This is a genomic window from Mycoplasmoides pirum ATCC 25960 (genome assembly GCF_000685905.1).
Lineage (GTDB): Bacteria > Bacillota_I > Bacilli_A > Mycoplasmatales > Mycoplasmoidaceae > Mycoplasmoides > Mycoplasmoides pirum.
Genome location: NZ_JMKZ01000001.1, coordinates 323144 through 346362 on the forward strand (window position 1 = coordinate 323144; position 23219 = coordinate 346362).

The window sequence follows — 23219 nt, forward strand, 5'->3', positions numbered from 1 at the left end:
TTACTTAATCGCTTTTTCATAGTTTGAATTTTAAGAGGAATTATATTGTGAAAACTGAATTTAGCAATAAAGTTATAAAAGAATATCTAATTGAAACTTTAAAAGTAGTTCCAGGAATTAGTAATTCTATTGATTCTAAAGATATTTCAATTGTTAATAATGTAATCACAATTAGTATTACTTGCTTGCCAGCTGTTGGCTACCATGAAGTTGCTTTAATGGCACAAAGAAATTTATATCATGGTTTATTTCGTGAAACAGATGGAAAGAAGTTTATTGTAAATATTTTAATTTCATCAATAAAAGAATCAAAATAATAAAATTTAGTTTAAATATTAAGGAATTTTTTTGTAAGTTATGGAAACAATAAATATCAAAATGTTGCTTAAAATGTTTGAGTTCGGAGCTCAAAAAGTTAGTGACAATTTTGAATATATAAATCAACTTAATATTTTTCCTGTCCCTGATGGTGATACAGGAACGAATATGAAAATAACAATTAATGGCGCATTTGCTTCTATTCAAAATAAAAATTTTGATAATTTATTTGAATTAGGAAAAACATATGCGCGCGTTACATTAATGAATGCTAGAGGAAATTCTGGTGTTATTTTTAGTCAAATTATAAAAGGATTTACAAAAAACTTTCCTGTTGAACAAAATGAATTAGATATATCAACATTAATAAAATGTTTTAAAGAAGCTAAAGATGTTGCATATAAATCTGTTGTTAATCCCGTTGAAGGTACAATATTAACTGTTATTAGAAAAATTAGTGAAAACTTATTAAAAAATGAATCTAAATACAAAACAATTGAAAATGTATTTTCTGATGTAATTGAAATAGGTAACAAAACATTAGATGAAACACCTAATCTACTTCCTGAATTAAAACATGCAGGAGTTGTCGATTCAGGTGGATATGGATTAATGCAATTCTTAATAGGCATGGAGTCTGCATTGACAGGAAAAGAATCTTTGACTAATGATTCTAAAGCTAAGAAACCAATAGATAATTTAGCAAATCCACAAACGTTATTAATTAACAATAATTCTCCAATTCATCACGAAGAAGATGGCCATGGTTATTGTACAGAATTTCTTTTATCACTAGGTTTAAAAATTGATAAAAATTTAAAAAAATTTCCATATTCAGAAAGTCATTTCCGAAAAGAAATATCTAAATTTACAAATTCAATGGTTTTAGTTAGTGATTTAGATGAAAAAATAGTAAAGTTACATGTTCATACGTTAGAACCATATCGTGTTTTATCAGCGGGTCAAAAATATGGTGAATTCATAAAAATAAAAATTGAAAATATGAATTTACAAGTTCAGAATCGTAATTCAAACAATAATGATGAATCAAATATTGAAAATTCTATTAACACTCTTGAAATTTTAGAAACAGGTAATAATTTAGTTGAAGATATTAAAATTTTAGCTACTGCACCATCTAATGCTTTGGGAGAAATGATAAAAGAAAATTATAATGTAACTGAATTTATTGATACAAGTGTTTATGGTAATCCATCAATTGGACATATAGTTAATTCAATAAAAAAATGTAAGTCTAAAAATGTAATTATTGTAATAGATGATTCAAATATTGCTCTTGCAGTTAAAGAAGCAATTACTCATTTAAAAAATTACATAAAATGTGAATTAATTGTTGGACGTAATTTTGTAGAATCAATGGCTGCATTATCTGCTTTTGTTCCGGAAAATAAAAATATTCGAAATAATATAAAAACAATGACTTATGTTATGAATAATACAGCATCAGCTTCATTTTCTTTATCAGTCAAAAACATTAAGTATCCGCACATTACAGTTCACAAAGATGATTATATTGGAATTATTGATGGCAAAATTGTTGCTTCTGAAACTGATGTATTATTATCGATCGAAAAAACTATTGGAAATTTAATCAAGAAAATTAAAAAACCTGAATTAATAATTATTATTTATGGTGCAAATGTTCCAATTAGAGAAGTAAGAGAAGTTGAAAAAATGATAAGTGAAAAATATGGTGTTTATTGTGAATCAATTAATGGTGCACAAAAAATTTATCCATATTTCATTGGAATACAATAGTTTATTTTGATTATTATTTAAAAATTTTTTTATTTTTTCAAAAAACCAAATTTCATTTTCAATTTAACATAAGATATTTTATTGCTTTAATCTATAAATATAATGCTAAAATTACTAAAAACTTAGTTTTAATAAACATTTGTTTTTTTAAGATTATCATTTAAGAAATATTTTTTTAAAAAAGCAAAAATTTGTTTATAAAGTTTAGAAATATTATTTATGAAAAAATTTACAATCGCTTTAGATTGTATGGGTTTTGAGAATAATCCAAAAGAAGCAATCTTAGCAGCAATAAAATTTAACAAACTTAATCCTAATATTAATTTTTTATTATTTGGTCCAAAAAACATTATTTTTCCTTATATAAAAAATAATTCAAATTTAATTTGCATTGATACAAGTGAAGTTGTTGAAATGGATGATACTCCAATAACTGCTCGCAGAAAAATTAATAGTTCCATGTATCAAGCAATTCAGTCGGTTGTTGAAAATAAAGCTGATGCTGTTTTATCAGCAGGATCAAGTGGAGCGTATACTGCTTTATGTTATTCAATGTTAAACAAAATATCTAGCACAATTAAACCCGGATTTATGTCATGATTGCCAACTATTGATAAAAAAGGTTTTTATTTTCTAGATGTTGGAGCCAATAAAGAATTTACAGGAAAAGAACTTTACAATTTAGGTCTTTTAGCTAATCAGTTTATTGTTTCTTGCAAAAATATTAAAAATCCTAGAATAGGATTATTAAATATTGGTACTGAATCATTTAAAGGATTTGAATACCATCATGAAGCTAATAAATTATTCTTAAATAATAAAAATCTTAATTATATTGGTTACTTAGAACCAAGAAATTTAATTAATGGTGTGTGTGATGTATTAGTCGCTGATGGATATAGTGGGAATTTAGTTTTAAAATCTTTAGAAGGTGCATTTAAAGCAATGGGAGGGATTTTGAAAAATTCTTATAAAATAAACCCAATTAGTGCTTTATTTAGTTTTAATGTTATCTATAAAATTACGTCTACTTTTAATTATAAAAATAATGCAGGTGCATTAATTTTGGGTTTGAATAAAGTTGCAATGAAAACTCATGGTTCTGCAGACTTAAAACAATTTTTTAGTTCATTAAGAATGACAAAAGAAATTTTAGAGTCAGATTTAATAAATAAATTAAAAGCGATGGAAGGTCTAATGTAATGATAAATAGTGAATTAAAGAAATATTTAAGACCGATAAAGAAAAATAAAAAAAATAATCAAAATAATTTTTCAGAAGAAAAAAAAATAACAAAAAAACAAATCAAAAAAAATTTTTGAATTAAAGAACAAGATCTAAAAAATATTTTTAATAAAAAAATTCATGAGGGTTTTAAAACAAATTTACCTGAATGAGCTATAACATCTAATAGAAAAACAGATTCTGAAGATGAAAATATTAATAAATCTATTGAAGTTTTAAATTGACAGATTGATGAAGTTTATCCAACACCCGATCCCGATATTAAAGATTTATTAAGAAATTTAAAAATTAAACCAAATAATATTCAATTATATATAGATGCCTTAACGCATAGTTCTTATAGCAATGAAAATAATTTAAAAAATAATTATCAACGATTAGAGTTTTTAGGTGATGCTATTTTAAACAAATTAGTTGCAATTTTTTTATATACAATGTCAGATGACGATGAAGGCAAAATGACTAAAGATAGAATTTCAATTATTCAAGCTAAAACTTTAATTAGAGCTTCATATGATTTGAATTTAGGTAAATATGTTAGAGTTGGACATGGTTTATTGAAGCGCCCGTTAAGTGAAAAAATTTTAGAAGATATTTTTGAATCATTTGTTGGTGCTTTATATTTAGATCATGATGAAAGAAAAGTTAATTCATTTTTATTTAAAACCTTGTTTAAATATTATTTAAATGATGATTTGCAAAACACGATTGATTACAAAACTAAATTTCAAGAAGCAGTTCAAGAACATGGAAAAAGGAAAAATATTGTTTATAAAAAAATTGAAAACAAAAACAATTCATCTAATTTTTTTGAAGTTGAACTAATTTATAATGGAATGATTTATGGTCGCGGACGAGGAATAAGATTACATGATGCAGAAGTTGCTGCTGCTAAAAAAGCATGTGAAAAAATTAGTAAAAATTCTACAAACAAAGTTATAAAGGAATAATATTTATAATATTATAGATATTTAGATACAAGAGCAAATTAAACTATGATTTTTTTAAAAAAATTTAAAGCAAACGGTTTTAAATCTTATGCTGAAGATATTGAATTAGTTTTTGATAAACCATTAATCGGAATTGTAGGACCAAATGGTGCAGGTAAATCAAATGTTGTTGATGCCCTAAAATGAGTTCTTGGTGAAAGATCCATGAAACAATTACGTGGTAAAAGTGGTGATGATGTTATCTTTTTCGGTTCAAAAGATCGTCCTGCTAGCAAGTTCGCTGAAGTTACTTTAGTTTTTGATAATTCTGCAAAAAAACTTCACGATAAGAGAAAAGAATTAACAATAACAAGAAAAGTTCATCGTGGAAGTGGAATTAGTGAATATTTTATTAATAATGAACCTGCAACTTTAAAAAATATTACAGATATATTTTTAGATACAGGATTAGCTCGTGGTTCTTTAGGAATTATTTCTCAAGGAACTGTTTCTTGGTTTGTTGAAGCGAAACCAGAAGATCGTAGAAAAATCTTTGAAGAAGCAGCAGGTATAGGAAGATACTCCAAAAAGAAAGAAGATGCTTTTCGTCAATTAGATAGAACTGCAGATAATTTAAAACAAGTCACAGTTATTGTTAATGAATTATCACGAGATTTAAAAAAATTAACAGTACAAGCAGATAAAGCAAAGTCATATAAAGAAGCTCATGAAGAACTTAAAGAATTAGATTTAATTATTTCAGTTCGTGATTATTTAAGAAATAAAAATGAATTTGATAAAGCTAATAAAACAATACAAGAAATCACTTTAAATTTTGAAAAACTAGAACCAGAATTAAAAGATTCAGAAGAAAAATTAGAAATAGCTAAAGAACGATTTGAAACTGCAGATAAAAACATTGCAATAATTCAAGAAGAATTACAAAATTTGTATTCTGAAATTAGTCAATTAGAACAACGAAAAATTATTATTGATGTTCATTTAAAAAACGATTTAGCATCTAAAAATAGTGATACAAAATCAAAAGCTTTGAAACAATTAATAAAAACATCAGAAGCTGAATTGAATCAATATTCTAAAACTATTAAAAAAATTGATGATGATTTAAATAATCTTTTAAATGAATTTAATAAGAAAAACGAAACAATTGCAAAAGATCGTGAAACACATTTATCATTATCTGAATCATATTACAAAATCACAGCCGAATTAGATTTTTTAGCATATCAAAAAGAAATGGATTTAGAACGTGAAATTGGTGTTAAAACAGTTTTAAATAATAAAGCAGCATTATCGGGAATAATAGGAATAGTTCAAGATTTTATTGATGTTGATAAGGAATATGAAAAAGCTATCTCAGTTGCTTTAGGTCGTGCTGCTAATAACATTATTGTTAATACAAATAATGATGCTAAAAAAGCAGTAGAATTTTTAAAAAACAATAAGTCCGGTTTAGCTACTTTCTTGCCAATTGAAAATATAAAACCACGAACAGTTAAAGAAGATCATTATGAAATTTTGAATCAATTAGAGGGTTTTTTAGGAACAGCCGATGCATTAGTGAATACCAAAGATGAATTTAAAACAGTTATTCAATACTTAATGGGTCAAATTTTAGTTGCTCAAGATTTAGATGCTGCTTTTAAAATTTCGCGTTTTACATATCAACTTTATCGAGTAATTACACTTGATGGTAATATTGTTGCTGCAGGCGGCGCTGTAACGGGTGGTTTTCGTAACAATCGTCCTACTTTTTTTAATGTTGAAGGAAAAATCAAAAAATTAGAAGAAGAAAAAAATAATGCTAATACAAATCTTAAAAATTTAGGTTTTAAAATTGATAAGATGGTTTTAGAAATATCTGATTTAGAAAATCAAATTAATGAACGAAAAGTTTCGTTTCAAAGATATAATGATTTAATTAATTCTCTTCAAAAACAAATAAGCGAATACAAAATAGAGTATGAACAATTAACTAACAAGACATATGATGGTAAAAATGTTTCTTGAAATGAAAATAAAATTTATTTAACTTTAAATGAATTAATGATAAAAAAAGAAAGTTTAAATGAAGATTTAAGACTAAATCAAGAAACTAAAAACATGTATCGAACTCAAATAGATTCTTTATCTGAAAAATTGCATGAAGTTCGAAAAGTTTTAGATGAAGATAAAAGTAAATTGGTTAATTTTAACGAAACATCTATCCGTAATGAAAACGTAATGGATAACATTAAAAATAAAATTAATGAATATTACAAAATAGCTATTGAATATGCAATAGAAAATTATCAAAAAGAATTACCAGTACCTGAAAATCAAGCAAGAATTAGAATTGCAAAACTGCAATCTCAATTAGATAATTTAGGACCAGTTAATATTGATGCTATTTCTGAACTTGATGATAAACAAAAAAGATTTGATGAGCTTTCAAAACAACAACAAGAATTGTTAACAGCTAAAGAACAAATTCAAATGGCTATTGATGAACTTGATAATAAAGCAAGAATTGATTTTAAAAATTTAATTGATCAATTAAATGAAGAATTACCAAAAACTTTTTATTATTTGTTTGGTGGAGGATCTTGTCAAATTCGTTATACTGATCCTGAAGAAGATGTTTTGACAACAGGTATTGAAGTATATGCTAATCCACCCGGAAAAAATGTAGGGAATTTAATGTTATTATCAGGTGGTGAAAAAACTTTAGTTGCGTTATCTGTTTTGTTTAGTATATTGAAAATTAGCGCCTTCCCATTAGTAATATTAGATGAAGCTGAAAGTGCATTAGACCCTGCTAATGTTGAAAGATTTGCAAACATTATTAGACAATCTTGTGACAAAACACAATTTTTAGTTATTACACATAGACAAGGAACAATGACTAAGTGTGATCGATTGTTAGGTGCTACAATGCAAACTAAAGGTGTTACAAAAATGCTATCTGTAACTCTTGAACAAGCCGAAAATTATGTTTCAGAAAATGCATCAGAATCACAACAGGTTTAATATTTTATGAAATTCTTTGATAAATTATTTTCTAAATATAGAAAAAAAAATAATGTTGTTGAACAAATAAAAGAAAAAAATGAAGCAAATCGAATTTTTAATACAGACCAAAGTAAATATGATAGTGGATTAAAAAATTCAGCTTTTAGTTTTGCAACCGCAATTAATTCTTTGTCAAAAAAATATGTGAAATTAAATGATGAATATTTTGATAATTTATTCGAAATTTTTATATCGATGGATATAGGATCAAGTTCAAGTCAAAAAATTATAGATGCAATAAAAGAAGAAATTCAATTTCAAAAAATAACTGACCCCAATTTAATTAAAGAAATAATTATTGATAAATTATTTGTATATTACATTCAAGATTCAAAATTAGATACTTCATTAAATTTTAAGGAAGGTCGTTCCAATATTTTTTTAATGGTGGGTGTTAATGGGGTTGGTAAAACTACATCGATAGGTAAAATAGCAGCTCGATATAAAAAACTAAACTATAAAATTTTATTAGTAGCAGGAGACACTTTTAGAGCTGGTGCCATTGAACAATTAAAAGTTTGAGCAGATCGTATAGGTTGTGATATTGTTGTTCCAGAAAATGAAAAGCAAGATTCAGCAACTGTTATTTATCAAGGTGTAAAGAAAGGCGTTGAAGAAAAATACGATTTAGTTATTTGTGATACTTCTGGAAGATTACAAAACAAAATTAATTTAATGAATGAATTAAAAAAAATATCTAATGTTATAACCAAATTCGTTCCTAATGCTCCACATGAAACTTTATTAGTATTAGATGCAACAACAGGCCAATCTGGTTTAAATCAATCAAAAGCATTTCATGAATTAATTTCAATTAGCGGAATTATTTTGACTAAAGTTGATGGTTCTTCTAAAGGGGGCGTCATCTTAGCAATTAAAGATTTATTTAATATTCCTGTTAAATTAATTGGACTAGGCGAACAACTTGATGATTTGGCAAATTTTGATTTGGAAAAATATATTTTAGGAATAACTTCTAATTTAGGTTTAGAAAATGTCGAATAAAAATTATACAAATCCACTTGTACAAAATGTTATTGATCAATTATTGTTGTTATCAATTTATCAACCTCTTTTGAAATCAAAACAAATAAAATATTTTAAGTTGTATTATGAAAATAATCTTACTTATGCTGAAATCGCAAAAAAATTTAATGTTTCTCGTGCTGCAATAGGTGAAAGTATTTCACAAACCAAAAGCTTATTAAAAAATTATGAAAAAAAATTAAAATTGTGAGAAAATCACAAAAAAAGATTAACATTATATAAATCAATTAAAAATCCAAAACTTCAAAAACAATTAATAGAATTTGAAAATAACTTATGTTGAAACTTGCATTAATAAATATAGAAGAATTTGTTTGCAAACAAATTGATTTTATTTATGAAATTGCAAGCAAAATATCAAAATTATTTAATAAAGAATTTAATGATGATTTAAAAGAAAAGATAAATAAATTTTCATTATCTGATGAAAATATAGTTTTTTATTTTTGTAAAGAATTATCAAAAGAATGAAAAATAAATAAAAAAGAATTATCAAATTCTTTTTATAAATTTGGAAGTGAAATTTTATCAAGTAAACAATTAGAACTTTCACAAGACTGAATAAATGCTTTTGAAAATTTAAAATCTCATGAAATAAAATTTGCTTTTATTTCTTTATTTGAAGTCCAAAATTCTCCCTTTAAAAATTATGTTTTTTCAAATTCCAATACTTTTGAATGCTTGCAAATAAATCAAGATATGACTGAAAAAGATATCACAAATAAAATTTATAATTTTGTTAGCAATAAAATTTGCGCTCCATCTGAAACAGCTATATTAACAAATCGTTTAGAATTATTTGAATTATTCAACTCATCAGAATTTAAATTTTTATCTTCATTAGAAGATTTACCAAAACAATTTGCAAAAAATAAATTGGTTAAACAAATATCCGAATTACCAAATATAGAATCTTGAATTTATAAATTTGATGATGATGAAAATTTAATTTAAATAAATATTTTTTGTAATTATAAATGTAAAGTTTATAATGTTATAGATTTTAAAAATTATTAATTTTTTATATTTAAAGATTTTTTAATTTTTTGTAATTTGAATAGTTATATACATTTGGAGATCATAAATAAATTTTTATGGAAAATAATAAAAGTAATGAATCAGTAAAAGATATTGTTAATAAATCTTCTGGAAAAGTAACAAAAGAAATTGATTTTTCAAAAGAAATTAAAATTACAAGAATTTTTACAGATGGGAATCTAATTGCTCAGCACAAAGATAGATTAAGAAAAAGTATCAAAAATATTTCAGAACAAGTTTTAGATTTTGAAACTGTTCAAATGGTCATTAAAGATAATTTATTTTCAGCAGCAATGGAGGAAATTGTTAAACATTTTTCTTTTGATATTGATCAAGAATATAAAAAATTCATTAAAGAAAATATCAAAATGTCTCTAACTCAAACTTCAGGCAAAGAACCAGAAGATGCAGTTTTAAATGAAATATCTGAAAAAATAATTAAAAAAACTGTAGTTTTTGATTATTTAACAACTTTTTGAAAAGTTCAAGTTACTGATCAAGAAATTAAAGATATGTTGGATGTTTATTATCAAAAAACTAATGATTCAATTCGTGAAGTTTTAGATGATAAAGAAAAATTTGAAGGTATAAGAAGAGCTATTTTAGAAGAAAAACTAATATTAAAAACAATTGCTGCTTTTCCAATTAGATTTGATCTACAACCCCCTGTGCAAAATCCAGTAAATTTTGATGCACCAACAAATAAGAAAAAAAACTAAAATAGTATTAAATTTGGTTATTTAAATGCTCAATAAAGTAATTATTGAAGGTGTTATTGAAAATTATCGTTGATCTAGTAATAAAAAAGGTTTTTATGTTTCTATAAAACAAACAAGAAAATTTGGAAAAACAAATTTTGTAGATTATTTTACTCTTTATGCTAATAAACCACTAAGTGACACATTAGCAAAATATGTTGAAGAATATGAAACTATTACAGTTGAAGGTGTTTTAAGAACATACCAAGATCACAAAACAAAACAATGAAAAGTAGCAATAGAAATTTCAGAAATTATTGTGAATGAATAAATTAATTTAATGTTTTAAATATTTTTAAATTAAGTGAGATTATTAATTATGGAAGAATACATTAATTATGTAAAAATTTCAGGAATGTTAGATAAAGTTAATCGAACAGATAGTGGTTCATTTTTTGTTAGATTAGTTCAAGCAGGAATGATAGGTAATGTAAAAAATGAACATTTTTACGAGTTATATATTAGTGCTAAAGATGTTCATATTCAAAAACTTTTAGTTGCTGGTTTATGATATATTGTTGAAGGTAAATTAACTATTTTTAAATCAAGATATGGTCATAAAATGTTAGTCCATGTAAAAAATATGATTTCACTAGAAGATAACCATCCAGATAGTGATAAAGTTCAATTTGAGTAATTGAGTATATAAATTTTATGAATATTTCTAATCAAAATGAATCAAATTTATTTTTAAGTACTTATAGTTTACTTTTAAAAATTTATTTATTAGAAATTGACAATAATGCTAAATTTGGTGAAATAAATTTTACTGATGACACATTTTTAGTAGATTTTTTAATAAATAAAGATATAGGTGCTAAAGATTTTAAATCAATTGAAAAAAAAATAATTAAACTTGCACTAAATTTAGAAAAATATGAAATTATTAATTTAACCAAAGCAGAAGCTTTAAAAAAAGTTAATTATGATGAATTTACTTCTGAATTAATTAAGGAATCCAATTTATCCAATTTTAGATTTATTCATCTATTAAAAAAAGATTTATTTATTTGACACGAGTTTCCAATTTTAGATAAATTTTCAGATTTAAAATTTAATCAATTGTTGTCAATTGGTGGTGTTTATTGAAAAGCCAATGAAAACAAACCACAATTAATAAGAATAGTAGGTTGTTCATTTAAATCTGAAAATGAACTAACTAATTTTGTTAAAGAATTTGAAGAGCGAAAAGAACGTGATCATCGCAAAATAGGAAAAAATTTAGAATTGTTTACTTTTAATTCTTTGACAGGTCAAGGAATGCCTATTTGATTGCCATATGGAACTACATTGCGTAATATTATCGGCAATTACGTTCATGATTGTCAATTAAAATATGGATTTAATTTTGTTTCTACTCCTGTTTTGGGAAATTTAGAACTATATAAAATAAGCGGTCATTATAGTCACTATAATGAAGATATGTTTCCACCAATAGAACTAGATAATGAATCAATGATGCTTCGACCAATGACTTGCCCACATCATTGTTTGGTTTATTTAAATAAACCTCATTCTTACAAAGAATTGCCAATTCGTTTATCAGAAGATTCAATTATGCATCGTTATGAAAGTTCTGGATCTTTAATTGGTTTAGAACGTGTACGAGTAATGACTTTATTAGATAATCATATTTTTTGTCGTCCCGATCAAATTGAAGATGAAATTATAAATGCTTATAACATTATTAATGAAGTTATAAAAACTTTTAATTTAAAAATAGATCATATTGATTTAGCGCTTCATGATCCAGAAAATAAGACAAAATTTATTGATGATAATGAAATGTGAAACAGAAGTGAAACACAGTTAGAAAACGCTTTAAAAAAATTTAATGTGTCTTTTTCTAAAAAAATTGGCGATGCAGCTTTTTATGGTCCAAAAATTGATTTTCAATGTAAAACATCATTAAATAAAATTATTACTTGTTCAACAATTCAATTAGATTTTTCATTGCCACAAAAATTTAATACTACTTATATAGATTCACAAAATAATCAATCTCGATGTGTGATAATTCATTTGGGAATTATAGGTACTTATGAAAGATTTATTGCAACTTTGTTAGAACAAACAAAAGGAATTTTGCCGATTTGATTAGCTCCTGTTCAAGTAAAAATTATTCCTGTTAATAATCAAGTTCATTTAGAATCTTGTAAGACATTATTAAATAAATTATTATTTAATAAAATACGTTGCGAAATTGATTCTAGAGATGAACGTTTATCTAAAAAAATTAGAGATGCTCAAATTCAAAAAATACCTTTGCAAATTGTTATTGGAGATAATGAAGCCAAAAATCTTGAAGAAATAAATTATCGTCAATATGGGTCTGAATTAATAAGTAAGATTTCTTTTTTAGAATTTGTTAAAATGATTGAAAATGCCAATATAGAGCACAAATAAAATGAAAAAAGCATACATAATAGATACTAATTTACCAGCAATATATTGCCAAGATGTAAGTTCAAAACACATTGAAAGATTTTTTCATAGACTAGCAAGTGATTCATTAATCATTTTAAGTAGCAATGGATGATATGATCAAGCATCACAAATTTGTTCACTATTAAATATCAATAATATTGATATTGTGTCAGGCGGCGGTAGTTGTTTTAAAATTAATAATCAAGAAAATTTTATTTATGATGGTTTTTTAAATAATGATACTTTAGATTTAATATTGCATTTAGCAATATCTTCTCAATCAGGAGTTTTAGTTAAGGGTCAGTTAAAAAATAAACCCGGAACAAATGTTTTGTTAAATTATTTTTTAAATGTGCAAAGTGCTAAACAATTTAAATTAATTTGAAAATTTGATTTCACAATTAATAATGATTACTTATCATTTGAAAATCAATTAAAACAAATTGATGTAAGTGAAATATATGTTTACTCATCAGGTTCAAATTTTGATGAAAAATTTTTTGATGAAAATAATGAATTAAATGATTTATTGTTGGCTTCTGATATCAATGTGAACCAATTTTTTAATAACACATACTTATTTAATCTTAAATCTTCATCTAAATTTAAAGTTATTTCAAAATACTTAACAAATTTAGATATTCCACTTAATAATGTTACTTATGTTAGTTTAAAAGAATTTGATAATGAAGGAAAAGAATTTTATGGTCAAATTGTTGTTCCAGCAAATTTTGACACTTCAATTTCTAATGCAAATTATTTAACTTATGATACAAAACGTTTAGATAAAATTTTAGAGTAAATTTTTTGAAGAATACTTCTTCAAAATATAATATATTTAAATATTTTCCAAATACTTTAGGATTTATTGTGTTAGAATTTTATGTGATGTTTCTAATATGAAAATTTGGTTTTGGAACTTTAGTATTACTTTATAAATAGGATAATTTATTGATAAGATTATGACACCTAAAATAGAAAAAAAACTTTTAGCACTACAAAAGAAAATGAGCAAAAAATTTCCTGACATGGAAATTATTTATGCATATGATTTAAAAGGTAAACCGCATGCATTAGCTTATAATCCTGAAACTGAAGATTTGGTTTCAGTAAAGAATTTTAAACCACTTGATCCTAACTTACAATTGTTTGATGTTGAAGACAATCAAATTCATGGTCCTTCAGTAGATGGAGATTCTGATGATAGTGTTACAACTTTCCAAGCATATGATAGTGAGAACAATGTTGTAACACTTGCATTAGACATTCCAAGTAAAACTTTTTACAATCCAGAAACTGGCGAACCTATTGATATATCTAATTATTATGATGCTGATCATAATCAAATTACATTAGATATGTTTATTGCTCCTGAAGAAAATGAACAACCACAAGAACAACCACAAGAACAACATGTTGAAGAGCATAATGATCAAGCATATGTTGATGAACAAGCTAATGTATCTAATTATGATGAACAATATCCAGTAGAAGGCTATGATCAACAACACCAAGAACAATACCCAGGTGTTCCTTATAATGAACAAGATGTATTTGGTTTGAATCAAAATTTAAATCAAATGCAACAACCACCACAACAAGATTTCTATCAAGATCAAGTTTATTACCAACAACCAATCCAAGAATATATAACTCCAACTCCAATTCCGATTCAACAACCTATTCAAACTTTTGAAGAACCAATTTTGGTTAATAGAATTTCTCAACCAACTAATAATCAACTTGAAGAACAAAATAAGCGATTAGAAGAAGTTAAACGTTCTGTTGATAGCCAAGCAGAAAGATTAGCTAATTTTGCTTCAATTAATGAAGCTAATAATAATGAAATTCAAAAAGCTAATCAAGAAATGCAACGTGTTAGAATGGAAATTCAAAATGCTAGAAATGAATTGTTAAATTTAAACAACGAATTTAAACGTGTTAAAGAAGAAACTAATCATAGCACTTCACAAATTGCTGAAATGAATTCAAATGAAATTCAAAAAGCTAATCAAGAAATGCAACGTGTTAAAATGGAAATTCAAAATGCTAAAAATGAATTGTTGAATTTAAACAATGAAGTTAAACGCGTTAGAGATGAAACTCGTGCTTCATTGTCTTCTAAACAAAATAATTCGCAACAATATCAACCTTCAGATAATAATGGATATATTAAAGAAAAATATGTTCCAGGTCGTTTAGTTGATGAAATTCCAGATTTAGACTTCATTGAACCTATCCCAACATATAGACCTATTGATACAATTCCATATCCATCTGCTCGTCCTTTAGCAATTTCATATAGTAGACCTTACATAAGATCATTCTCTCCTTCTTATGATTCAGTTTCTTTTTCTAGACCAAGTTATTACGATATGCCACGTAGATATGGACCAATGAGTTATTACTCATCTCGCCCACGTTATGGTACATATGCTAGTCCAAGTTATCTAGATTCTCCATACTCATTTAGTTCTTATCGTTTCGGAAGACAATTACCATCTAGACATTTAGGTTTTATTGATTTCCATCCATTTGATTATTAAAAACAATAAAAGTAAAGTGATAACATGAAAACAAATAAATGAATTTCAAATAAAAAAATAAAAATAATAATAGCTCTGAGTATATTAATTGTTTGTTCTTTAATTTTGTTTCTTGTTGTTTTTTTAACTATAAATAAATCATCACAAGATTTATATGTAATTAATTTAATTACTAAAGCTGAAAATGATTCAGTTGTTGGCGGTGTTCCAATTACAGAACAACCATGATTTATTCCTGTTGTTGCGGGTTGTGGTTCTTTATTAGTTCTTTGTATCATTTTAGGTTTAGGTATTGGGATTCCTTTATCTAAAAAGAAAGAAAGAGAAATTCAAATGCAACAAGAAGAACATAATCGTTTAATGGGACGATTACAATCTGTTGCAAGAGAACGTGCTGAAGCAATGCAACGTGAAGAAAATCATAATGTTGATGTTGTAAATAATAATGTAAGTCATGCTGCAGATAATAATTTAGATAATAAAGCTAGCCAAACTTCATTAATATCACTTAATCCTAATAGAAGTGCTCGCAAAGGAAATGACAATATGAACAACAACTTTTATAATCAATATCCTAGAACAGGAATGCCTCCTCAAGTTCCATATGGTTATCCAACACCTCAACAAATGCCTTATGGATACCCTGCACCATCAGTACCACCTCAACAACCACGTCCAATGCCTGCAATGATGCCTCAAATGCCGTATGGATACCCTGCGCCATCAATGATACCTCAACAACCACGTCCGATGCCTGCAATGATGCCTCAAATGCCATATGGATACCCTGCACCATCAATACCACCTCAACAACCACGTCCGTTATTAGGGGTTATACCGCAACTTCCATATGGTTACCCTGTAATGATCGGAATGATGTTGCCTCAACAACCTCCATATGGATACCCTGCACCATCAGTACCACCTCAACAACCACGTCCAATCCCAATAATAATACCCCAAATGTTTAATAATGGCTATGTAAATCAACAACTGCCACCTCGTCCTAATAACTTTTATTGACTAAATTATTAAAAATATATTATTTTTTACAACATTTGAACCTAATCTTACATTGATATAAGATTAGGTTTTTTTGTTATACTTATAAGATAAAAAGTGTTATCATGTAAGTTTATTAAAACAATGACAAATTATAAAGAACGTGAACAATTTTTTTTAAATTCATTAGAATCAAATTATGATCAAGAAGAAATTGCTTTAATAAAAAAATCACTAAATTTTGCTTTTCAAAAACATGAAAATCAAAAACGTAAAAGTGGTGAACCTTTTATTATTCATCCATTAGAAACTGCAATCAAATTAGTTGAATGAAAAATGGATGTTACTACAATTTGTGCAGGTTTATTACATGATATTTTAGAAGATACCGAAGTAACTGAAGAAGAATTAATTGAATTATTTGGCAATGAAATAACTGTATTAGTTCAAATGGTTACTAAAATTTCTTTGATTGCTAAAAAAAATCGTGAGCAAAATCAATTAAAAAATTTAAACCCTAACTATCAAATCCAAGTTTTTTTATCTATTTCAAAAGATATTCGTGCAATTATTATTAAGTTGGCTGATCGTTTTCACAATTTAAGTACAATTCAATTCTTAAATCCTATTAGACAAAAAGCTATTGCTCAAGAAACTTTTGATATTTATGCAAACATTGCTGGTCGTTTAGGGATGTACAATGTTAAAACTCAATTACTAGATCAAGCTTTTCATATAATAAATTATGAGGCATATACTAATACAGTCTCAATTATTAATGAATACCGTTTAATTAATGAAGATAAATGAAAAAAAATTACTGATAAAATTCACAATTTATTAAATGATGAAAACATTAAATATAAGTTTGAAGATAGAATTAAAGGAATTTATTCAACATATAATAAATTAAATTCTATATCTCGTATTAACAATATTCATGACGTATATGCTTTAAGAATTATATTAGATAATGAATTAGATATTTATCATGTTTTAGGATTAATTCATTTGAACTTTAAATACATTCCAAAGTTTTTTAAGGATTATGTTTCTGCGCCAAAAAATAATTTGTATCAATCTATTCACACTACAATTATTGATGAAAAAACTTTAGTAGAAATTCAAATTAGAACAAAATGAATGGATGCTAATAGTCGTTTGGGCTTGGCTAGTCATTGACGTTATAAAGAAGAATATAAAACTGTTTTAGTAAATGAAGCATCTAAAATATTTCAATTAGATTTATTTTTAAATTCAACTAAAAAAGATACTGATTTAATAAAAGAATTAACAAAAATTCCAGTTATAGATGTTATTGTTACTAATAATCAAAATACATATAATATTCCTGCAAGTTCAACTGTATTAGATTTAGCTTATCAAGTTGACCCTGAACAATTTAAATATATTGAAAATATTTTTAGATTTGGAGAAAAAATTCCTTGAGGTCAAAATCTTGATAATGGTGATGTAATTGAAATTACGTATAATAAAAATCCAACCATTAGAGAAAATTGAAATCGTTATGTAAGTAATCCCACAATTCGCAAGCATATTAATCAAATTGTTAGTAATTTAGAAATTACACAATACAATTCTGTTCAAAACTTTTTAGATGAAGTAGCAAAAACTTTAAAAGATAATCAAATTAGTAATGCCGAAATGTTAAAACGATTAAAAATCTTACAATTAAATTCAATTAAGGAATACTTAAGTTATATTAATGTTTTACATTTATCTTCTAAAGACCAAATTGATTTTTTTTCTAAGTCTAACATTTGAAAATCTGTTTTAAAAGAAATACGCAAGCATAGTAATAGATGGGTTTTTAACCAGTCGTTTTTTGAAGTTGTTGAAGGCTTAAAAATTAATAGTATACAAATTCCAAGATGTTGTTCAAAATTACCTTATATGCAAGTTGTCGGAATTAAAGAACGTTCACAACTTTATGTTCACAATCCAACTTGTAGACAGTTGCATAAATTTTCGCATAGTAATAAATTAATTCCTTTAAGATGAAATAAAAAGAAACTTGAAACACTGACAAGAAAATTTTGAACTCATGTTGAAATTAAAGGTTCATGAAGTGAATCTGTTGTCAATTCAATTGTTTTAAATATTATTAAAAATCAAGGTAGTTTAAATGAAATCTCAATTTCCAAAAACAAAACTACTCAAGAATTTTGTGCAAATGTAATATTATATGTTTATGATATGAATCATTTAGAACGTATTATGAGTGAAATGATTTTAAGAAATATTAATTTTATTTGAAAAATGATTTAGTATCGGTTAAGTAAATATGAAAACAAACATTAAATGAAACAAAAAAACAAAATATATATTTATTACAGGTGGTGTTTTTTCATCATTAGGTAAAGGTTTAAGTGCAGCTAGCATTGGTTGTTTACTTAATCAATTAGGTTTAAAAATTACAAGCATTAAACTTGATCCTTATCTTAATGTTGATCCAGGAACAATGTCGCCATATCAACACGGTGAAGTATATGTAACCAAAGATGGTATGGAAACGGACTTAGATTTGGGACACTACGAACGATTTTTAAATGTTGAACTTACTTCATTGTCATCTATAACAGCTGGCAAAATTTACAATAAAGTTATTAAAGCTGAACGCGATGGTAAATATGTTGGAAAAACTATTCAAGTTATTCCACATGTTACAGACGAAATTAAAAATTCAATTTATCAGTTAGGTAATGAAACGAATTCTGATATTGTTATTGTTGAAATTGGTGGAACAATTGGTGATATAGAATCAATTCCATTTGTGGAAGCTATGCGACAAATTAAGTATGAATTACCAGATAATCAAGCAGTTTGTATTCATGTAGTTCCAATCATTGAAATAAGTCCATCTTATGAAATTAAAACAAAACCATTACAACACTCAATTAAAGAATTACGAAGTTTTGGAATTGAACCAGATCTATTATTAGTTAGATCTAATAAAGAAATATCTGATGATATAAAAAATAAAATAGCGATAACAACTTATGTAAAATTAAAAAATATTTTTTCATGTGTTGATCTTGATAATATTCATTTGTTGCCTGAATATTTATATAAGCAAAAAATTCATAATGCTTTAGCTAAAAAATTAAATTTAAAATTTAAATCTAAAACTTTATCTAAGAAATTTAGTGATTTAATATCTGCAATAAAAAATCAAAAAACTCAATCTTTAATTAAAATTGCAATTGTTGGAAAATACACCCAACTTAAAGATGCTTATATTTCAATTTATGAATCTTTAAAAATTGCTTCATATTATCAAAACATTAATTTAGAACTAGTTTGGATTGATGCAGTGCTTAAAAAAGAGCAAATTATTGAAGAATTAAAAAAAGTTAACGGATTAGTTATTCCTGGCGGTTTTGATAATAGGGGAATTGATGGTAAGTTATTTGCTATACAATATGCTAGAGAAAATAAATTGCCTTTTTTAGGAATTTGTTTAGGAATGCAATTAGCATGTGTTGAATTTGCAAGAAATGTTTTAAATTTGAAAGATGCAAATTCAACAGAATTTAATCCTGACACAAAAAATAAAATTTTAGATTTAATTGTTAAAAATAAAGTTCAATTAGGCGGAACTTTAAGATTAGGTAACTATGAATGCAGTATTAAATCAAACACATTAGCATCTAAAATTTATAACAAAAAAAATATTAAACGACGACACCGACATCGTTATGAATTTAATAATGATTATTTAAAAGACTTTGAAAAAGCTGGTTTTATTTTTTCTGGTGTTAATAAAAAAAATAATCTTCAAGAAATAATTGAAATTAAAAATCATCCTTTTTTTATTGCAACCCAATATCATCCAGAATTTAATTCAACTTTATATCAACCTGAAGTTTTATTTGTTAATTTAATTAAAAATGCCAAGCAATATAAAAAATAAAAAAATTTAATTTTTAAAGTTAATAAAAATAGATAAAACATATTAATCAAAAATTTAATTGCATAAAAACTATTGAAAAACTTGCCTTTTTTTTTTTTTTTTTATAATGGTTTTTCCATTTTTTTTCGCTAATTATAGTTTTGATAACATGCAGTCAAAAAAAGCCAATATTCCATATATTTTATTTTTTGTATTTTGATTAATTTTTTCTGGCTTATCTTTTTGATATATGATTGTTTATCAATGAAATCATACTTTATTAAGTGTTAATGAAGTAGTAGTAAAAATTTTTATTGTAATAAATTGAATTGTAATAAATTTTATTACTTGTATTGGTATTAAAGATTTTATTACAATGGTTACATATTTTTTTTATATTAAAAATAAACCAATATCCAAATTTTATTTAAAAAATGAAAAACTATTTGATAAAGGACAACCTAAAGTTTTACTATTGTATCTTACATGTGATGATTTTGATTCAAATAGTTTGCTTAAATCTATTGAACAAGATTATGATAATTTTAAAATTTATATTTTAGATGATTCTAAAAAAGATACTTTTAAAAATGAAATTAATGATTTTTGTGCAAAATATCAAAACATTAATTTAATTAGAAGAAATAATATTTCAGGATTTAAAGCAGGTAATATTAATAATTTTTTAATGAACACAAAAGAATTTTTCGATTATTTTGTTATTTTAGATAGCGATGAAATAATTCCTAAAAATTTTATAAAAGAATGTTTGTTGTATTTTACAAATGATATAGGTATTATTCAAGCAAATCATAAAGCAACTAGAACAAGTAATTTTTTCGATAAATTAGCATCTAATCATGTGCTGCCATATTGAACAATATCAATGTCTTTTAAAAATTTATATGGCACAACACCCTTTTATGGACATGGTGCAATGATAAGCCGTAATTGTTATTTTGATTGTAATGGATTCCCTGAAATTGTTACAGAAGACATAGGTTTTTTAATTAAATCTTTAAATAAGGGTTATAAATCTTTATTTTTACCACATGTAATATGTGAAGAAAAATTTCCTATTGATTATTTAGCTTATAAAAAATATCTCAATAAAATTACTCAAGGTCATATTGAATTAATTAAAAAATTAGGTACTGAAATTTTTGTTAAAAAAAACTTTTTTATGAAACTTAGTTTATTTTTTGATGTAACTAGTATTTTTATCAATCTATATTCAATATTGCTATTAATAATAAGTTTTTTAATTTTGGGTCCTTTGAATTTTCAATACAAATTTCAATATATAATTTGAATATTTTTAATTTTTTTTAATTTTATTTATTTAATATCTGATTTAATTTTTATGATTCAAAGAAAAGAAAATTTTTTAAATTTATTAGGTTATTTACTTTTTTATTTGTTTTTTTACCCCTCATTGATAACATTTTGCATAAGAATTTTCACATTATCAATTTTTAGAAAAAAAGCTAAATTTATTGTTACTCCTAAAAATAGTAAAAAATATACCATTTGATCTGCGATTAAATTAAACATTTGAGATATTTTTATTTATTTTCTATTTTTATCAATATCTATTATTTCAGTTTTTTTATTGGGTACATTTAAATATGAATTAATATTTTGGTATGTATTTTTTACTATTCCAAATATATTTATAATTTTTTTTACTTTAATGAGTAATAAAAAAAACGAAAAACAAAATTACCAATCATATAATTTGTAATCTATTTTATATATTATAGTTAATTGAATGAATAACTTAAAAGTTTGGTTTATTTAAATTATTATTTTATGCAATTAATTTAACTTTTGTTTGTTAAAAAGAATAATTCAATTCCTAAATATTACATACATTTACAATTTTTAAAATATTTTATAAGTAGAATGGAATATTTTGTGGAAAAAATAAATATTTATATATTATAATGTTTAAGCAAATTAATATTTATGGAATGATAATTTTCATGGCAGACAAGTATTTATTAACAGAACAAGGACGCAAACAACTAGAAGAAGAATTACGTTATTTAGTTGATGTTAAACGTCCTGAAGTTATTAAATTAATTCAAGAAGCGCGTGAACAAGGTGACTTGTCAGAAAATGCTGACTATGATGCTGCTAAAAGTTCTCAAGGAGAAATTGAAACTCGAATAAAAGAGATTCAAGATATTTTAAGCAATATAGAAATCATTAAAGAATCACGTTCCCAACAACTTGTAGTTCGTATTGGTACTATTGTACAAATTCTTGATCATGAAGATCAACAAAAACATCAATATGAAATTGTTGGAGCTATTGAAGCTGATCCTTCTAAAAATAAGATTTCAAATGAATCACCTTTAGCAAAAGCTATTATTGGTAAAAAAGAAGGTGATGTTTGCGAAATAAGAGGAATTGAATTTCCATATAATGTAACTATTAAGAAAATTAAAAATAATAGTTAATTTGCAATAAAAAATGGGTAGGTAGCGAAGTGGCTAAACGCTTCTGACTGTAAATCAGACACCATCCGGTTTCGGCGGTTCGAATCCGTCCCTGCCCACCATTATTGGGATGTAGCCAAGCGGTAAGGCAATAGACTTTGACTCTATCATGCGATGGTTCGATCCCATCCATCCCAGCCAATTTATGAATCTAAAATTTAGTAAGAATATTTTTAAAAAAATATTTCTTACTTAATTGATCCGCTAGCTCAGTGGTAGAGCATTTGACTTTTAATCAAAGGGTCCCGAGTTCGAGCCTCGGGCGGATCACCATTTAGCCCGAGTGACGGAATGGTAGACGTACAGGACTTAAAATCCTGGGGTAGCAATACCGTGCCGGTTCAAGTCCGGCTTCGGGCACCATAGGCGGGTATAGTTCAATGGTAGAACCACAGCCTTCCAAGCTGTTGATGTCGGTTCGATCCCGATTACCCGCTCCATTATTACTAAATTTCGAATTAATATAAATGCCAACTCTTTATTTAAATAAGGAGTTGGTTTTTTTATAAATTTATGGATAAAAATTTTAGATATTTTAAAATGAGTTTAAAAAATAATAAAATTACAATTTATTTTTATTAAAGTTTTGTATTATGAAAAAAGAAAAAAAATGTAAATTAAAAAAATTTTTAACATTTAAT

General features: G+C 25.2%; 19 protein-coding genes and 5 tRNA genes. All 24 read left to right on the plus strand.

The genetic code is table 4. The annotated features are described in order from the left end of the window. Window positions 1-47 precede the first annotated feature (47 nt). Window positions 48-317 carry a hypothetical protein gene (locus T397_RS0101445; RefSeq protein WP_027123916.1) on the plus strand — a complete coding sequence of 90 codons (270 nt, stop codon included), beginning with the start codon at window positions 48-50 and terminating at the stop codon, window positions 315-317. A 40-nt stretch (window positions 318-357) separates the two neighbouring features. Continuing rightward, the gene (locus T397_RS0101450) at window positions 358-2097 is read left to right on the plus strand and encodes a DAK2 domain-containing protein (RefSeq protein WP_027123917.1); all 1740 of its coding nucleotides are present in this window, start codon (window positions 358-360) and stop codon (window positions 2095-2097) included. Between the two features lie 219 nt (window positions 2098-2316). Continuing rightward, window positions 2317-3300 (plus strand): phosphate acyltransferase PlsX, encoded by a 984-nt coding sequence (gene plsX / locus T397_RS0101455; protein ID WP_027123918.1) that lies wholly within the window; start codon window positions 2317-2319, stop codon window positions 3298-3300. Further along, complete coding sequence (rnc, locus tag T397_RS0101460) at window positions 3300-4292, plus strand: ribonuclease III (RefSeq protein ID WP_052663059.1); 993 nt, start codon at window positions 3300-3302, stop codon at window positions 4290-4292. The genes plsX and rnc overlap by 1 nt, the downstream gene beginning before the upstream one ends. A 45-nt stretch (window positions 4293-4337) precedes the next feature. Beyond that, window positions 4338-7301, plus strand: a complete 2964-nt coding sequence (locus T397_RS0101465) for an AAA family ATPase (protein ID WP_027123920.1) — start codon at window positions 4338-4340, stop codon at window positions 7299-7301. A gap of 6 nt (window positions 7302-7307) precedes the next feature. Further along, window positions 7308-8348 carry a signal recognition particle-docking protein FtsY gene (gene ftsY, locus T397_RS0101470; RefSeq protein ID WP_027123921.1) on the plus strand — a complete coding sequence of 347 codons (1041 nt, stop codon included), beginning with the start codon at window positions 7308-7310 and terminating at the stop codon, window positions 8346-8348. Beyond that, window positions 8338-8685: a helix-turn-helix domain-containing protein gene (locus tag T397_RS03855; protein ID WP_052663060.1), complete on the plus strand. Its 348-nt coding sequence runs from the start codon at window positions 8338-8340 to the stop codon at window positions 8683-8685. The genes ftsY and T397_RS03855 overlap by 11 nt, the downstream gene beginning before the upstream one ends. Continuing rightward, a complete protein-coding gene (locus T397_RS0101480) occupies window positions 8667-9344 on the plus strand; it encodes a hypothetical protein (protein WP_027123922.1) in 678 nt (225 codons plus the stop codon). The genes T397_RS03855 and T397_RS0101480 overlap by 19 nt, the downstream gene beginning before the upstream one ends. A gap of 140 nt (window positions 9345-9484) precedes the next feature. Beyond that, the gene (locus T397_RS0101485) at window positions 9485-10147 is read left to right on the plus strand and encodes an MPN555 family protein chaperone (protein ID WP_052663061.1); all 663 of its coding nucleotides are present in this window, start codon (window positions 9485-9487) and stop codon (window positions 10145-10147) included. A gap of 25 nt (window positions 10148-10172) precedes the next feature. Continuing rightward, window positions 10173-10457, plus strand: coding sequence for a DUF3217 domain-containing protein (locus T397_RS0101490; RefSeq protein WP_027123924.1), 285 nt, complete (start codon window positions 10173-10175; stop codon window positions 10455-10457). A gap of 48 nt (window positions 10458-10505) precedes the next feature. Continuing rightward, entirely contained in the window at window positions 10506-10823 is a 318-nt protein-coding gene (locus T397_RS0101495) for a hypothetical protein (protein ID WP_027123925.1), read from the plus strand. A gap of 17 nt (window positions 10824-10840) precedes the next feature. Next, window positions 10841-12592: a threonine--tRNA ligase gene (thrS, locus tag T397_RS0101500; protein ID WP_052663062.1), complete on the plus strand. Its 1752-nt coding sequence runs from the start codon at window positions 10841-10843 to the stop codon at window positions 12590-12592. A gap of 1 nt (window position 12593) precedes the next feature. Further along, the gene (locus tag T397_RS0101505; RefSeq protein WP_027123927.1) at window positions 12594-13415 is read left to right on the plus strand and encodes an MPN552 family protein; all 822 of its coding nucleotides are present in this window, start codon (window positions 12594-12596) and stop codon (window positions 13413-13415) included. Window positions 13416-13575: 160 nt separating this feature from the next. Continuing rightward, entirely contained in the window at window positions 13576-15159 is a 1584-nt protein-coding gene (locus tag T397_RS0101510) for a hypothetical protein (RefSeq protein ID WP_027123928.1), read from the plus strand. Window positions 15160-15183: 24 nt separating this feature from the next. Then, on the plus strand, window positions 15184-16194 hold the full coding sequence (locus T397_RS0101515) for a P30/P32 family tip organella adhesin (protein ID WP_027123929.1): 1011 nt from the start codon (window positions 15184-15186) through the stop codon (window positions 16192-16194). Window positions 16195-16305: 111 nt separating this feature from the next. After that, complete coding sequence (locus T397_RS03860) at window positions 16306-18450, plus strand: RelA/SpoT family protein (RefSeq protein WP_052663063.1); 2145 nt, start codon at window positions 16306-16308, stop codon at window positions 18448-18450. Window positions 18451-18466: 16 nt separating this feature from the next. Continuing rightward, window positions 18467-20095: a CTP synthase gene (locus T397_RS0101525; protein WP_027123930.1), complete on the plus strand. Its 1629-nt coding sequence runs from the start codon at window positions 18467-18469 to the stop codon at window positions 20093-20095. A 148-nt stretch (window positions 20096-20243) separates the two neighbouring features. Beyond that, window positions 20244-21818, plus strand: coding sequence for a glycosyltransferase (locus T397_RS0101530; RefSeq protein ID WP_162150122.1), 1575 nt, complete (start codon window positions 20244-20246; stop codon window positions 21816-21818). A 229-nt stretch (window positions 21819-22047) separates the two neighbouring features. Then, window positions 22048-22539 carry a transcription elongation factor GreA gene (gene greA, locus T397_RS0101535; protein WP_408633471.1) on the plus strand — a complete coding sequence of 164 codons (492 nt, stop codon included), beginning with the start codon at window positions 22048-22050 and terminating at the stop codon, window positions 22537-22539. A gap of 15 nt (window positions 22540-22554) precedes the next feature. Beyond that, window positions 22555-22640, plus strand: a tRNA-Tyr gene (locus T397_RS0101540). Window positions 22641-22644: 4 nt separating this feature from the next. After that, window positions 22645-22719, plus strand: a tRNA-Gln gene (locus T397_RS0101545). A 57-nt stretch (window positions 22720-22776) separates the two neighbouring features. Further along, a tRNA-Lys gene (locus T397_RS0101550) sits at window positions 22777-22851 on the plus strand. Window positions 22852-22855: 4 nt separating this feature from the next. Further along, window positions 22856-22941: transfer RNA gene (locus tag T397_RS0101555), tRNA-Leu, on the plus strand. 3 nt (window positions 22942-22944) lie between these two features. Continuing rightward, window positions 22945-23018 (plus strand) — tRNA-Gly (locus T397_RS0101560). Window positions 23019-23219: the final 201 nt, after the last annotated feature.